Source organism: Nocardioides sp. Kera G14 (genome assembly GCF_020715565.1).
GTDB lineage: Bacteria > Actinomycetota > Actinomycetes > Propionibacteriales > Nocardioidaceae > Nocardioides.
In genome coordinates this window covers 2,302,163-2,315,165 of the sequence record NZ_CP085839.1, presented here as the reverse complement: position 1 = coordinate 2,315,165, position 13,003 = coordinate 2,302,163, and the positions used below count along the sequence as shown (strand labels likewise).

8 protein-coding genes are annotated in these 13,003 nt (G+C 70.5%); 4 read left to right on the top strand and 4 right to left on the bottom strand.

Annotated features, from left to right (window positions below):
* Positions 1-17 precede the first annotated feature (17 nt).
* Genes LH076_RS11360 through LH076_RS11350 form a run of 3 tightly spaced genes read right to left on the bottom strand, consistent with a single transcriptional unit; the run spans position 18 to position 5,382 of the window.
* The gene (locus LH076_RS11360) at positions 18-635 is read right to left on the bottom strand and encodes a sulfotransferase family 2 domain-containing protein (protein ID WP_227780822.1); all 618 of its coding nucleotides are present in this window, start codon (positions 633-635) and stop codon (positions 18-20) included.
* Positions 635-3,007 (bottom strand): CDP-glycerol glycerophosphotransferase family protein, encoded by a 2,373-nt coding sequence (locus LH076_RS11355; RefSeq protein WP_227780821.1) that lies wholly within the window; start codon positions 3,005-3,007, stop codon positions 635-637. Before LH076_RS11355 ends, LH076_RS11360 begins: the two co-directional genes overlap by 1 nt.
* Positions 3,004-5,382: a rhamnan synthesis F family protein gene (locus LH076_RS11350; RefSeq protein WP_227780820.1), complete on the bottom strand. Its 2,379-nt coding sequence runs from the start codon at positions 5,380-5,382 to the stop codon at positions 3,004-3,006. The genes LH076_RS11355 and LH076_RS11350 overlap by 4 nt, the downstream gene beginning before the upstream one ends.
* Before the next feature lie 168 nt (positions 5,383-5,550).
* Between LH076_RS11350 and LH076_RS11345 the strand changes: the two genes are divergently transcribed.
* Together LH076_RS11345 and LH076_RS11340 are read left to right on the top strand one after the other, a co-directional pair.
* Positions 5,551-5,766 (top strand): hypothetical protein, encoded by a 216-nt coding sequence (locus tag LH076_RS11345; RefSeq protein WP_227780819.1) that lies wholly within the window; start codon positions 5,551-5,553, stop codon positions 5,764-5,766.
* Between the two features lie 38 nt (positions 5,767-5,804).
* Positions 5,805-7,046, top strand: coding sequence for an MFS transporter (locus LH076_RS11340; protein WP_227780818.1), 1,242 nt, complete (start codon positions 5,805-5,807; stop codon positions 7,044-7,046).
* Here the strand turns inward: LH076_RS11340 and LH076_RS11335 are convergent.
* Positions 7,043-8,212, bottom strand: coding sequence for an MFS transporter (locus LH076_RS11335; RefSeq protein WP_227780817.1), 1,170 nt, complete (start codon positions 8,210-8,212; stop codon positions 7,043-7,045). The genes LH076_RS11340 and LH076_RS11335 overlap by 4 nt on opposite strands.
* A gap of 49 nt (positions 8,213-8,261) precedes the next feature.
* On the opposite strand from LH076_RS11335, the gene smc reads away from it, so the two are divergent.
* Positions 8,262-11,819: a chromosome segregation protein SMC gene (smc, locus tag LH076_RS11330; RefSeq protein ID WP_227780816.1), complete on the top strand. Its 3,558-nt coding sequence runs from the start codon at positions 8,262-8,264 to the stop codon at positions 11,817-11,819.
* 79 nt (positions 11,820-11,898) lie between these two features.
* Complete coding sequence (gene ftsY / locus LH076_RS11325; protein ID WP_227780815.1) at positions 11,899-13,002, top strand: signal recognition particle-docking protein FtsY; 1,104 nt, start codon at positions 11,899-11,901, stop codon at positions 13,000-13,002.
* The last annotated feature ends 1 nt before the right edge of the window (position 13,003 follow it).

Genomic DNA, 13,003 nt, shown 5'->3' with positions numbered 1-13,003 from the left:
GGCTCCGACCACTCGACTCAGTAGCCCAGGAGGCGGAAGTCGTCGGCGTAGTACTCCCGCAGCATCGCCTCGACGGTGCTGTTGATCTCCACGCTGCTGCTGGGCAGCGCGAATCCGGAGCTGTCGTGGACGTGGCCCATGTGCTCGGAGATGCCGAGGTCGAAGCGTGCGTCGAGGCCAGCGGCGATGACGTCCAGGCCCTCCTCGAAGCGATAGATGTCGCAGTCGTCGAGCGCGAACTCGACCTGCGGGCGCATGTGGTTGTCGCCGTGGAACGGGTTGTCGGCGAGCCTGACGAGCTGATCCTTGAGCCAGAGCTCGACGACGTCCGCCGCGCCGAGGGTGGGGTCGCGCGAGCCGCGTCGGCGCCATGAGTACTCCGACCGGAAGCGGGCGACCGGGTCACGCACGATCATGAAGACGGCGTCCACCTTGCTCACGTCGACCGTGGCCATGAGAAGCGGCGCGTGGAAGTGCTGAGGGGCGCAGGTGAGGCGGGTGACGACGGCGCGGTCGTCCTCGTACATCCATCGCGTCCAGCCCGCCGCGATCATGGCGAGCTCGAACGAGGCGCCGCCCGTCTTCGGCACGTGGACGAAGAGGACGCTGCGCTCGCCCTTGGTGAAGATCGGCATCAGCGGAACTCCGCCCTCACCCGGGCGACGACGCGCGCCGCCGCGCCGTCATCGACGTGGTCGAAGAACATCGAGCGCTTCCTCTCGTACGTGGCGCGCTCCTCGGCCGTCGGCTCCTCGAAGACGTCGTCGAGGGCGGCGGCGAGCTCGTCGAAGGTGCGGCAGACAGGGCCCGGCAGGACCTGGTCGAGCGGATAGAAGAGTCCCCGCTCATCGGAGGAGTAGCGGTCGAGGTCGTACGCGAAGCTGAGGACCGGCCGACCCGTGAGCTGGAAGTCAACGAGGCAACTGGAGTAGTCGCTGATCAGGGCGTCCGCCGCACGGTACAGCACCTCGAGATTCGGGAAGCGCTCGCTCGACAGGTCGATCGGGTCCAGGGGGGCGAGCAGCTTCGAGTAGGTCCGCGCCGTGTCGGCCATATGCTCACGGACGCCGATGACGGCGTTGTGGTGCTCGGCCCATTTGGCGAGGCGCTCGATCTCACTGGGCGAGAAGGCGTAGTAGGCGTTCTCCTGGCCGTTCTTGAAGGTCGGCAGGAACATGACGAGGCGGCGGTCACCGACGTCGCGGCGGAGACTGTCCAGGTCGGCGCGCATGTCGGCGGGCAACCGCGTCTCATCGCACGTGATGAAGTCGTTCCGCGGCAGCCCTGTCGGCCACATGTCGTGGACGGTGAGGGGATGGAAGGCCGCGCCCATCGCGAGGCTGTCTATCCGGCTCGAGGTGATCACGGCGGTGCAGCCCAGATGGATGTTGGAGATGATGCTGCGGGCGGACGTGTCGACCGAGGCGTTGCCGAAGCGCTTCAGCGGGATGCCGTGCCACAGGTTGATCACCCGGTGGGCCGGGATCAGCGGCCACGGGATGTTGAGCAGCGGTCCGTGCTTGGTGAAGACGAAGCCCGCCTGCAGCAGCCAGTCCTGGCCCTCACGGCTGCGAAGCGGCACCACGACCACGTTCTTCCCTTCAACGTCGATGTCGAGGGCGCGGGTCAGCACCACCTTGGTGATCGACGGGTCCATCCGGACCTGTTCGAAGACAGCGCGGTCGTTGCCTCCGAGGGTGTTGTCGTAGGCGCAGACGGGGAACGCCCAGACGTCGTCGCGTGGGTGTGCGGACTGGTCAGCCAGGACGAACTGTTCGTCGGAGAGCGGCAGCCGGCGGGTCAGGGCCTCGATCTCGGTGGCGGTGTCGCGGTCGGCTCCCGAGCGCAGACGCCAGTCGGTCACATCGACGCCGTAGGGGTTGTCGGTGAGCAGCCGTCGCTTGAGCAACGGAAAGCCGGCCGCCACCAGGTCGAACGCAGGATCGCCGAGGACCGGATGGTAGGGGTACAGGTCGGGCACGAAGGTCGCGAACCGGTGGCCGTGGCCGATCAGCAGCTGGGTGAGACCGATCTCCAGGCTGATGGCGCCGGTCTTCGATTCCACGCCGCGCGCTCGGCCCAGCCACTTCCGGAACTCCGGGCGGTCCACGACCGGCCGACGGAACGCCAAGAAGTAGGAGCCAAGGTGGAAGTCGGCCAGCTCGGCACCGACCAGCATCTCATCGAACACGTCGGCGAGCTCTGCGGCGGGGATTGTGGCCGCTTGTCGGGCACTGTCGTTCAGCGGGCAGAAGCGCCGCGTCACGGGATTGGCGGTCGCCTGCAGCGCCCACCAGTCGCAGGGCTCCGCGGCCATCCGGGTGAAGGTCTCCTCGAGCGGGCGGACGAGCAGTGCGCTGTCGTTCACGAGCAGGAGCTCGTCGTACGTCGTCAGCCTCTCCCAGCCGACATGCTCCTCGGCGAGGAGCGCATAGGAGCCGAAGTCGTAGGTGCTGTGGCGGCCATCCCAAGCGCCCTGCGTGAGCGGTCCGAGCTTGTCGATCTCGCCGGGGAGGAGGTCGGTGTCGAAGCGCACGAAGACGTCGCCGTAAAGGGAGAGCTCGCGTATGTAACGGACCAAGGTCGCGTCCACCAGGCCGTCAGGATCGTAGGCGGCCACCAGCACACACCGACGTACGTCGTCCCCCAGTGCCGCCGGCTCCCGCCACTGCGGCGCGCTTGGCCGGTGGGTGGCGAGCCGCTGCCGCTGCCCCACGGCGGCGAAGTGAGCGAGCGGATTCATGTCCGGCGCCTGCGACAGGTGGGTCATCGAGTACCAGAGGCTGTCGAAGCCACGCATCGGCACCCGACCCTCGCGCCAGCCGTAGAGGCAGTAGTGCGCGAGCGGATCGAGCTCGGAGCGGTCCACCTCGGGATACATCCGGACGTAGAACTCCGGGTCGAAGTGCGATCGCGCAGCCAGGGCCTCGGTCAGCAGCCGCGTGTCGGCGTCGAGCCCGTCGAGATGCCGGAGGAAGGTCTTCGTGGTTGGGAAGGACACGCTCATCGCGCGACTCCTGTCGTGGCCAGCGCCCGGAACGTGCGCGTGATCGCCTCGCCCCGGATGGTGAACATGGGCCGCGGTGCGGGCACGGTCTCGAGGTCGTCGATCCCGCCGTCGGCGTACGTCGGCAGGCCGGCCAGCTCGCGCAGGCCGACCATCGGGGCCTGCCCGTCGCCGATCCTGCGGCACGGGATCCCGTGGGCGATCAGGTCGAGCAGGAGGCCGTCGTCGTCGGAGACGACGGCCGCGGCCGAGCGGAGCACGGCGGTGCGCCACGCGTAGCGCGAGGCCGAGAGGTCCAGCGCTGCGCCGCCGAGGAGACGCGCCCAAGGCCGGTCGAGATCACCGGCGACGGATCGGACGCCGAGGACCAGGTCGTGACGGCTGGCGTCGGCGATCAGCTGGTCGGCCTCCGCCCGGGTGAGCGTCGCGGTCTCGAAGGCGGAGGGCGCGAGAAGCAGGAGCCGGCGGCCGGCAAGCTCGGTGCTGAGCCGGTCCATGTCGACCCGGATCTCGTCCGGGAGCCGCTCCGGCGGCAGGGCGAGCAGATCATGCGCGGGGAGACCGGTCATCCACCCGAGGTCGTAGGTGGCGGGCCAGTGGTGGGGGAGGGCCAGCAGGAGGTCCATCTCCCCAGCGGAGAGCAGGGCGGTCGCTCGTGCCAGTGGCAGCACGCGGTCGGGATTGATGGGCGCTTCGGAGAGCACCGGCGCGGTGAACCCGTCGCGCGTCACGACCACCCGGCGGTGCTCGGTCTGCATCGCGACGCCGACCGACTGCCATGGGTCACCGGAGACCAGGACGGTGGCGGATGTGAGCAGGGCCTGCTGGCCCGCGGGGCTTGTGACGGGATGCGTGGTCACAGGGCTTGCTGCGGCAGCGTATGGCGACGTGTCGAAGGCGATCGCGCGGGTGAGGACAGTCAGCTTCCGCCCGCCGGAACGGGCTGCCTCGTGGAGCAGGGCCAGGTTGCTCTCCGAGAGTCGGTGGGTCGTGGGGTCGACGACGAAGGTCCACTGCCGGTTATCCTTCGGCGTCGCCTCGTCGGCCTCCCAGAACTGGTCCGGATTCATGGTGTGAGGCACCGTGACCGTTCCGTTGGGAAGGGGGCGGACCGCGAAGCTGCGGGCGATCCGGCTGTGGTCGCCCGTGCGGTCCAGTCGCTCCTGCATCAGGTCGACGCGAGCCTCGGGTACGAGCGCGAGCAGCTTTTCACGCCAGGCCGCAAGGCCGGGCGTCTGGTAGTGGTTGTGCTCGAGAAAATACTGCTTGAGCAGCGGGAAACCGCTGTCGATCAGCCTCAAGGCCCATTCCGTGAAGATCGGGTGGAAGGGATACAGGTGCTCCATGAAGGTGGCCATCCGGTGGCCGCGGCCCAGCAGCAGATGGGTGAGGCCGACCTCGTACTTGAGGATGATCAACAGCTTCGAGGGCTGGCGGGCGACCGAGCCGATGAGCTGACGGAACACCGGGTCGTCAAGCACCGGGCGACGGAAGGCCAGGAAGTAGGAGCCGACGTGGAAGTCGTAGACCGGGCTGTCCTCGAAGGCGATGACGCGCTCATTGACGACGTCCTCCAGCCGGATCGGCTCCGCGAAGTGGCTCATCGAGTCGTCCAGGACCGTTCCTGCGAGGCCCTTCGTCGCCTGGAGTCCCCACCAGTCGGCGGCCGTGGCGTCCATCCGGGCAAACACCTCGTCGAGCGGGCGCACCAGGTAGCAGCTGTCGTTGACGAACAGGACCTCGTCGTACTCCTCGAGCCGCGACCATCCGACGAGGTCCGTGGCGAGCATCGAATAGGAGCCGAAGTCGTAGGCGCCGTGACGGACCGACCAGGCGCCGGCCGTCACGTCGGCGAGTTTGGCCAGCTCGTCGGGGTGGAGGTAGCAGTCGGCGAGGAAGAAGACGTCGCCGTGTCGGGCGAGCTCGGTGACGAAGTGGATCGTGGCGTCGTCGACCAGGCCGCCGGCGTCGTAGGCCGCGAACAGGATCGCGCGTCGGACCTGGCCGGGCGTGAAGGTGACGCCCTCGCTCCGGGGACGCGGGTCCGGTCGCGCCTCCAGTCCCGCCTCGCGGCCGAGCACGGCGTAGTGCAGGAGCGGGTTGATCCGGTCCTGGCTCGGGTCGAGGTGGTTCGCCCAGTACCACCAGACGTCGAAGTCGCGTCGCGGCTTGCGCAGCTCGCGCCAGCCGAACCGGCAGAAGTGGTCGACCGGGTCCATGCCGGCCTCGGCGACGGCGGGATTGGTCTCGAGATAGAACGACCGATCGAGGAGGTCCGCGGCCGCCTGGCGCTCGAGTGCCTGCACCTCGTCTGCAGGGATGGCATCGAGCGCAGCCGTGAATGCCTCGGCGAGAGACGCCGCTTCCTCCGACACGTGATGGCCCTCTTCCTCTCTCGGTGACCAGGTCGAGAGCTCCATCGGCGTCGGGACCTCGGTCCTGATGGGTTCCGGGACAATCGACGCGGGTTTGACCCAGCTCACACTCGGTGGGACGATTCGAGACGGTCCAGCACACTCCCCGATCCCCGCGAAGGACTCGTCATGGCCAAGGCACTGATGGGGCATCTCCCCACCGATCTGCGGACTCCCCACCCCCTCGTCACCGACAACGCGAAGCTCCGCGCCCGCGTTACCGAGCTGACCGAGCTCGTGAACTCCCTCAAGGCTGAGAACGACACTCTGGTTGCCCGTGTGGCCGAGCTCGTCGAGGCCTCGATGACCACCACGACCGAGTCGGCGGAGCTCCAGCCCGCCTGATCCACCCGGTCCTTTCCGGGCACTAGGCTGCCCGGATCATGAGCCGACTCCTGACGCTGATCGCACCCGATCAGTTGGGGGTCGGCTTTCGTCTTCTCCTGGCACAGTCGTGGCTCAACGCGCTCGGCGGCGGCATGGCCACGGCAGCCGGCCCCCTCCTCGTCGCCAGCCGCACCCATGATGCGCGCCTGGTCTCGCTGGCCGCGCTGCTGGACTGGCTCCCCGGCTTCGCCTTCGGTCTGTACGCCGGCATGCTGGCCGACCGCCACGACCGCCGTGTCCTCATGATGATCGGCAACGCCCTGCGGGCGGCGGTCCTGGCCGTGCTGGTCGGCTGCCTGGCGTTCGGTGCGGCGCCGATCGTCGTGGTGCTGCTGACGATGCTGGCCCTCGGCATCGCCGACACGCTGGCCCAGAGCGCCGGGCGCACCGTGCTGCCGATGATCGTCGACAGGGTGGACCTCGGCATCGCGAACGCGCGCTTCCAGTTCGGCTGGATGGGGATCAACCGGCTGATCGCGCCGCCGCTCGGCGCCGGCCTCTTCGTGGTGGCGCAGTGGGTGCCGTTCGTGACACAGCTGGTCTGCGCCGGTCTCGCGATCGTGCTGCTCGCCCAGCTCGCGCTGCCGCCGCACGGCGTCGCGCCGGACGACCGGCGCCATCCTGTGTCGGAGATCCGAGACGGGTGGTTGTGGGCGTGGCACAACCCGGCTGTTCGGACGCTCAACCTCCAGATCGTCTGCTTCAACCTCGCCTACGGCGCTGTCTGGGCGACGATGGTGCTGTACGCCCACGAGCGGCTCGGCCTGGGCGACCTCGGCTACGGCCTGCTGCTCGCCGCGATCGCCGTCGGGGGCGTGATCGGCTCCTTCACGTACGGACTCGTCGAGCGGCACGTCAGCATCGGCGACATCATGCGCTACGGCCTGGTCTGGGAGACGTCGAGCTGGGCGCTGCTGGGGTGGACCGACCAGGCGTGGGTGGCGTTCGTCGTGCTCGGCCTCTTCGGCGTGCACGAGGGCTACTGGGGCGCCACCTACAGCTCCGTGACGCAACGCCTGATCCCGCACGACCTTCAGGGCCGGGTCGGCTCGGTCTACATGGTGCTGCTCACCGGCGGGCTGGTCCTCGGAGCCGCCGTCGCCGGGCCGATGTCCCACCACTGGGGCATCACCGCGCCCTACTGGTTCGGCTTCGCCTCCGCCGCGATCTGCCTGGCCGCGCTCTGGCGCGAGATCGGCCGGCTCGCCCGCGAGGACGAACAGGTCCGCGCGGCCTAGGCCGCTTCGCGGCGCTGGTCGAGGACCAGGATCGCCAGCGCACCGAGCGCCAACGCCGCGACCAGTCCGGAGAAGACCGTCGCCGACGACGTCAGGCTCCAGGCCCGCGCCGCGAGACCCTCGCCGATGACGGGCAGTGAGATGGCGACGTACGCGACGACGAAGAAGGCCGAGGACACACCCGCCTTCTCGTGCGGCTCGACGCGGGCGAGCAGCGTCGCGAGCCCCTTGGAGAAGGAGACCCCCTGACCGGCGCCGGCGACCGCGGCGGCCACGATGAGCACCCAGAGGTCCTCGGTCTGGACACCGACGATCAGGATCAGGAGGCCGAGCACGAGCAGGCCGATGCCGAGGTTGATCCCGACCGGAGTGCTGAGCGGTGTCAGCGCGACCTGCGCAAGCGCGGAGGCGCACATCGGCACGAACGCCACGAAGCCGACCAGCAGCGGGCTGGGGTCGGAGACCGCCAGCGCGACCAACTTCGGCGAGACCGCCATGATCAGCCCGGTCACCGCGAAACCGGCGAACCCGGCGGCCGCCGCCCCCACGAAGGTGCGGGCGATCGGCGCCGGCACGTCCGGCCGTTGGAAGGAGAGCCGCTCACCCGGTGTGCGCTCCACCGTCTCCGGTACGCCGACCAGCAGTGCCACGCCCACGAGGACGGCCATGACGAGGTGGATCCAGAAGGCGATCGTCAGCGGGTGGTCGAAGGCGTCGACCAGCGCGCCCGCGAGGAGCGGCCCCAGGCCGAGGCCGCCGATGTTCGCGACCGTCGCGACGAGCGGCGCCCGGCGCTGCCATCCGGAAGGTGCCGCCTCCAGGACGGCCGCAGTCGCCGTACCGACGTAGATGCCGGCCGACAGCCCGGAGGCGACCCGCGCGACCAGGAGCACCCACGTGGCGTCGGCGGTCAGGAAGACCACGTCGCTCAACGCCGACAGGCAGAGCCCGGCGAGCAGGAGCGGACGCCGACCGACCACGTCCGACCAGCGCCCGAAGGCCAGCAGCGCGACGAGGACCCCGAAGGCGTAGGTCGCGAAGATGACGGTGACCGTCGTGAGCCCGAAGCCGAGCTTCGCCTGGTAGAAGCCGTAGAGCGGAGTCGGCATCGTCGTGCCGAGCATCGTCACCAGAAACGCCGACACCACGACGAGGAATGAGCGCACCCGCTCAGGCTAGGCTGCTGCACCAGCGCGACTGAGACGGGGAGCCCGGATGTACCTGAAGAGCCTGACCCTCAAGGGGTTCAAGTCCTTCGCCTCCTCCACCACCCTCCAGCTCGAGCCGGGCATCACCTGCATCGTCGGCCCGAACGGGTCGGGCAAGTCCAACGTCGTCGACGCGCTCGCCTGGGTGATGGGCGAGGCCAGCGCGAAGAGCCTGCGCGGCGGGAAGATGGACGACGTCATCTTCGCCGGTACGTCGGGCCGTGCCCCTCTGGGCCGCGCCGAGGTCGTCCTCACCATCGACAACGCCGACGGCGCGCTTCCGATCGAGTACGCCGAGGTCACGATCTCCCGCACCATGTTCCGCTCCGGCGGCTCGGAGTATGCGATCAACGGCCAGTCCTGCCGCCTGCTCGACGTCCAGGAGCTGCTGTCGGACTCCGGCATCGGCCGCGAGATGCACGTCATCGTCGGCCAGGGGCAGCTCGACACGATCCTCCACGCGAGTCCGGAGGAGCGGCGCGGCTTCATCGAGGAGGCTGCGGGCGTCCTCAAGCACCGAAAGCGCAAGGAGAAGGCGCTCCGCAAGCTCGAGTCGACCGAGGGCAATCTCACCCGGCTCAACGACCTGCTCACTGAGATCCGCCGCCAGCTGAAGCCGCTGGGCCGGCAGGCGGAGGTCGCGCGGCAGGCGGCCACGGTCCAGGCCGACGTACGGGATGCGCGGGCGCGACTGCTCGCCGACGACCTCACCACCGCACGCCAGTCGCTCGAGGCCGAACTCGCCGACGAGTCGGCCCTCCTCGCCCGCCGGCAGGAGGTCGAGAAGGCCCTGGCCGAGGCCCGCGAGAACGAGAACGCCCTCGAAGCCGCGCTGCGTGAGGACCTCCCGGCGCTCTCCAAGGCGCAGGAGACGTGGTTCGGGCTCAACGGCCTGCGTGAGCGGCTGCGTGGCACGGCCTCGCTGGCCGCCGAGCGCCTCCGCAACGCCGGCTCGATCCCCGAGGTGGAGCCCGGTCGCGACCCCGAGGAGCTCGAGGCCGAGGCCTCTCGCGCACGGGAGCGGGAGGCAGAGATCGACGCCGAGGTCACGACCCATCGCGCAGCGCTGGACGAGGCGGTCAACAGGCGCAAGAGCGCCGAGGACGCCGCCGCCGAGGAGGACCGCCGGGTCGCCGCGCTCCAGCGTGCGGCCGCGGACCGCCGTGAAGGCCTGGCCCGGCTCACCGGCCAGGTCAACGCGCTGCGTACCCGCGCCGCTGCCGCGGACGAGGAGGTCGGCCGCCTCACCCTCGCCCGCGAGGAGGCCACAGCCCGCGCCGATCGCGCGCAGCGCGACTTCACCTCCCTGGAGACCAAGGTCGCCGGCCTCGACGCGGGGGAGGAGGGCCTCGACGCGGAGCACGAGGCCGCCTCCGAGTTGCTCGAGGACATCGAGGAGCAGCTCGCCAAGGTCCGCGAGGAGGCTTCCCAGGCCGACCGCGACCGCACCGGACTCGCGGCACGCAAGGACGCCCTCGAGCTCGGCCTGGCCCGCAAGGACGGTGCTGGTGCCCTGCTCGCCGTGAGCGACCGGGTGTCCGGCCTGATGGGCTCTGTCGCCGCCCTGCTCGCCGTCCGGAGCGGCTACGAGACGGCGGTCGCGAGTGCGCTCGGCTCGGCAGCGGATGCTGTGGCCGTCACCGACCCCGACGCGGCCGTGGCCGCCATCGGCCTGCTCAAGAGCGACGACCTCGGCCGCGCCGGGCTGCTCGTCGGCGGGGCGAGCGGCGACAGCTCCGGCTGGCCCACGATGAGCGGCGGCGCGACGTACGCCGTCGACGTCATCGACTGCCCTGAGGTCCTCCGCCCGGCACTCGCCCGGCTGCTCGACCGTGTCGCCGTCGTCGACGACCTCGACGCCGCCCGGGCGCTCGTGGCCTCCACCCCCGGGGTCACCGCGGTCACCCGCGACGGCGACCTGCTCGGCACGCACTTCGCCTCCGGTGGCTCCTCTGCCGGACAGAGCCTGATCGAGATCCAGGCCGCCGTCGACGAGGCCACCGAGAGGCTCGCCGAGGCCGTCGCCTCCTCGGAGCGACTCACCTTCGAGATCTCCCGCCTCGAGGCCGAGCGCCTCGAGGCCCAGAAGCGGGTCGACGTCGCACTCGCGAAGCTCCACGAGTCCGACGCGACCCTCGCCGCCGTCGCCGAGGAGCTCGCGCAGTACGGCGCCCACGCCCGTGCCGCCCGCGGCGAGGCCGAGCGCCTCACCCAGTCGATCAACCAGGTGCTGGCCTCCAAGGCCGAGGCGCTTGCCGGCCTGGCCGAGCTCGAGACCCGGCTCGCCCACGCGGAGGAGGCCGGCGACGAGGACGCCGAGCAGGAGGCGGTCAGCGCCCGGGAGGAGCTCGCGGAGGCCGCCCGCGTCGCCCGCCAGGCGGAGATGGATGCGCGCCTCGCCCTCCGCACCTCCGAGGAGCGGGCACGCGCTATCCACGGCCGCGCCGACGCCCTGCTCCGAGCTGCCGCGGCCGAGCGCGAGGCCCGCGCGAGGGCGATCGCCCAGCGCGAACGGCTGATCCGGGAGGGACGCGCCGCCGAGGCCGTCTCCGCAGCCGTCGCCCACGTGCTCGTCCGGCTGGAGACGGCGATCCAGTCCGCGGCCGAGGCCCGGACGGCCGTCGAGGAGGCCCGACGTGGACGGGAGCAGCAGCTGCTCGACGTACGCGCGACCGTGCGTCGGCTCGACGGCGAGCTCGCCGAGCTGGTCAACTCCGTCCACCGCGACGAGCTCGCCCGCAGCCAGCAGCGGATGCGGATCGAACAGCTCGAGGAGAAGGCCCTCGCCGAGCTCGGCCTCGACCCCGAGGTGCTGGTGACGGAGTACGGGCCGGAGGTGCCCATCCCGGTCGCGCCCGATTCGTCGGACCCGGAGGCTGAGCCGCCAGCGCCGATCCCCTACGTCCGCGAGGAGCAGACCAAGCGCCTGCGTACGGCGGAGCGTGCCCTGTCGATGCTCGGCAGGGTCAACCCGTTGGCGCTCGAGGAGTTCACCGCGATGGAGGAGCGGCACCAGTTCCTCACCGAGCAGCTCGAGGACCTGCGCTCCACCCGCCGCGACCTCCTCGACATCGTCAAGGAGGTCGACGCCCGCGTCGAGCAGGTCTTCACCGAGGCGTACGCCGACGTCGAGCGTGCCTTCGACCACGTCTTCGCCCGCCTCTTCCCCGGCGGTGAAGGCAGACTCGTCCTCACCAACCCGGAGAACATGCTCGAGACGGGCATCGAGGTCGAGGCGCGTCCTGCGGGCAAGAAGGTCAAGCGGCTCTCGCTGCTGTCGGGCGGCGAGCGCTCACTGGTGGCCGTCGCGTTCCTCGTGAGCCTCTTCAAGGCGCGGCCGTCGCCCTTCTACATCCTCGACGAGGTCGAGGCGGCGCTCGACGACACCAACCTCGGACGGCTCCTGGAGATCTACGAGGAGCTGCGGGAGAACAGCCAGCTGCTCGTGATCACGCACCAGAAGCGGACCATGGAGGTCGGCGACGCGCTCTACGGCGTCACCATGCGCGGCGACGGCGTCTCGACGGTGATCAGCCAGCGTCTGCGCGAGGTCGAGCCCGCCTGAGTGTGAGGCCAGTCGACGTCGCTGACGGGCGGCGCTCCTCGAAAGGGAGACGCTGGCAGCTCTCTGGTTGGATTGGGACATGACCTTGATCCTCATCCTGGTGGCCGTGGTTCTGCTGGTGGCAGTGGCGCTGACGACGGGGCTGGTCGTCGCGACGCGGCGCCGTCCACGGAGCGTCACGACTCTCACGCCGGAGAAGACCGCGCCGGAGGAGAGGACCTCGGTAGAGCCCGCCCGGCCCCAGGCGACGACGCCAACCCTCGAGCGTCCCGAGCCGACCGCCTCCCGGCTGGTGCGGCTGCGTCAGCGACTGGCCGGCTCCAACACCGCGTTCGGGCGCGGCCTGCTCTCCCTCCTCTCCAGTGACCGGCTCGACGAGGACGACTGGGAGTCCGTCGAGGACCTCCTGCTCACCGCCGACATCGGCGTGGCCCCGACGCAGGAACTGACCGAGCGGTTGCGCACCCGGTTGCGGGTCGAGGGCCCCGGCGATGCTCGTGCCGTCCTCCGCGACGAGCTGGTCACGCTGGTCGACCCGACGATGGACCGCCGCCTCCAGATCAGCGGCGCGGACGGCGCTCCCGGCGTGGTCCTCGTCGTCGGCGTCAACGGCGCCGGCAAGACGACGACGGTCGGAAAGCTTGCCCGCATCCTCGTCGCCGAGGATCACTCGGTCCTCCTCGGGGCGGCCGACACCTTCCGCGCCGCGGCCGCAGACCAGCTCCAGACCTGGGGCGATCGCGTCGGCGTCGACGTCGTGCGGGGGCCGGAGGGCGGCGACCCGGCGAGCGTCGCGTTCGACGCGGTCAAGCAGGGCCTGGACACCGGTGTCGACACGGTCGTCGTCGACACCGCGGGACGCCTGCAGAACAAGCAGGGCCTGATGGACGAGCTCGGCAAGGTGAAGCGGGTGATCGAGAAGACCGCTCCGGTCACCGAGGTGCTTCTGGTCCTCGACGCCACCACCGGCCAGAACGGCCTGATCCAGGCCCGGGTCTTCAGCGAGGCCGTCGCCGTCACCGGCATCGTCCTGACGAAGCTGGACGGCTCGGCCAAGGGCGGCATCGTCGTGCAGGTGCAGCGGGAGCTCGGCGTACCCGTGAAGCTCGTCGGCCTCGGCGAGGGTCCTGACGACCTCGCGCCCTTCAGCCCCGACGCCTTCGTCGACGCACTGCTGGGCTGAC

Excerpts from the sequence above, each read along its gene's own strand:
- LH076_RS11360 (WP_227780822.1), bottom strand. The coding sequence starts at position 635 with ATGCCGATCTTCACCAAGGGCGAGCGCAGCGTCCTCTTCGTCCACGTG.
- LH076_RS11355 (WP_227780821.1), bottom strand. The coding sequence starts at position 3,007 with ATGAGCGTGTCCTTCCCAACCACGAAGACCTTCCTCCGGCATCTCGAC.
- LH076_RS11345 (WP_227780819.1), top strand. The coding sequence starts at position 5,551 with ATGGCCAAGGCACTGATGGGGCATCTCCCCACCGATCTGCGGACTCCC.
- LH076_RS11340 (WP_227780818.1), top strand. The coding sequence starts at position 5,805 with ATGAGCCGACTCCTGACGCTGATCGCACCCGATCAGTTGGGGGTCGGC.
- smc (WP_227780816.1), top strand. The coding sequence starts at position 8,262 with ATGTACCTGAAGAGCCTGACCCTCAAGGGGTTCAAGTCCTTCGCCTCC.
- ftsY (WP_227780815.1), top strand. The coding sequence starts at position 11,899 with ATGACCTTGATCCTCATCCTGGTGGCCGTGGTTCTGCTGGTGGCAGTG.